The organism is Flavobacterium sp. LC2016-12 (assembly GCF_015351595.1).
In the GTDB taxonomy this organism is placed as follows: Bacteria; Bacteroidota; Bacteroidia; order Flavobacteriales; family Flavobacteriaceae; genus Flavobacterium.
In genome coordinates, this window is record NZ_JADKPT010000022.1 from 1 (window position 1) to 1,737 (window position 1,737).

Here is a 1,737-nt window from a genome sequence, read left to right on the forward strand (position 1 = left end):
TTTTTTTAAGTTAAATAGTAGTCCCGGGCAGACTCGAACTGCCGACCCCTACATTATCAGTGTAGTACTCTAACCAGCTGAGCTACGAGACTCTGTTTTACTTAAAATTTATTATTTGAACTAACAGCAAGAGTAAAATAGTCTTAAAATTATAATCCTATAGAGCTTCTTCTTTTTTCCCCATCGTGTATTACTACTAACAATTGGGGCTCTAGAAAGGAGGTGTTCCAGCCGCACCTTCCGGTACGGCTACCTTGTTACGACTTAGCCCTAGTTACCAGTTTTACCCTAGGCAGCTCCTTGCGGTCACCGACTTCAGGCACCCCCAGCTTCCATGGCTTGACGGGCGGTGTGTACAAGGCCCGGGAACGTATTCACCGGATCATGGCTGATATCCGATTACTAGCGATTCCAGCTTCACGGAGTCGAGTTGCAGACTCCGATCCGAACTGTGACCGGTTTTATAGATTCGCTCCTGGTCGCCCAGTGGCTGCTCTCTGTACCGGCCATTGTAGCACGTGTGTAGCCCAAGGCGTAAGGGCCGTGATGATTTGACGTCATCCCCACCTTCCTCACAGTTTGCACTGGCAGTCTTGTTAGAGTTCCCGACTTGACTCGCTGGCAACTAACAACAGGGGTTGCGCTCGTTATAGGACTTAACCTGACACCTCACGGCACGAGCTGACGACAACCATGCAGCACCTTGTAAATTGTCTTGCGAAAGTTCTGTTTCCAAAACGGTCAATCTACATTTAAGCCTTGGTAAGGTTCCTCGCGTATCATCGAATTAAACCACATGCTCCACCGCTTGTGCGGGCCCCCGTCAATTCCTTTGAGTTTCATTCTTGCGAACGTACTCCCCAGGTGGGATACTTATCACTTTCGCTTAGCCACTGAAATTGCTTCCAACAGCTAGTATCCATCGTTTACGGCGTGGACTACCAGGGTATCTAATCCTGTTCGCTACCCACGCTTTCGTCCATCAGCGTCAATCCATTAGTAGTAACCTGCCTTCGCAATTGGTATTCCATGTAATCTCTAAGCATTTCACCGCTACACTACATATTCTAGTTACTTCCTAATAATTCAAGTTCAGCAGTATCAATGGCCGTTCCACCGTTGAGCGATGGGCTTTCACCACTGACTTACTAAACCGCCTACGGACCCTTTAAACCCAATGATTCCGGATAACGCTTGGATCCTCCGTATTACCGCGGCTGCTGGCACGGAGTTAGCCGATCCTTATTCTTACGATACCGTCAAGCTCCGACACGTCGGAGTGTTTCTTCTCGTATAAAAGCAGTTTACAATCCATAGGACCGTCATCCTGCACGCGGCATGGCTGGATCAGGCTTGCGCCCATTGTCCAATATTCCTCACTGCTGCCTCCCGTAGGAGTCTGGTCCGTGTCTCAGTACCAGTGTGGGGGATCTCCCTCTCAGGACCCCTACCCATCGTAGCCTTGGTAAGCCGTTACCTTACCAACTAGCTAATGGGACGCATGCTCATCTTTTACCGTTGTGACTTTAATAATATCTCGATGCCGAGTCATTATACTATGAGGTATTAATCCAAATTTCTCTGGGCTATCCCTCTGTAAAAGGTAGATTGCATACGCGTTACGCACCCGTGCGCCGGTCTCTAGTTCCGAAGAACTATACCCCTCGACTTGCATGTGTTAAGCCTGCCGCTAGCGTTCATCCTGAGCCAGGATCAAACTCTTCATCGTATATTGTT

General features: G+C 48.6%; 1 tRNA gene and 1 rRNA gene. Both read right to left on the minus strand.

From position 1 onward, the window contains the following. Nucleotides 1-18: 18 nt before the first annotated feature. Nucleotides 19-92: transfer RNA gene (locus IRZ99_RS21075), tRNA-Ile, on the minus strand. A 123-nt stretch (nt 93-215) separates the two neighbouring features. Continuing rightward, nucleotides 216-1,729 (minus strand): 16S ribosomal RNA (locus IRZ99_RS21080). Nucleotides 1,730-1,737: the final 8 nt, after the last annotated feature.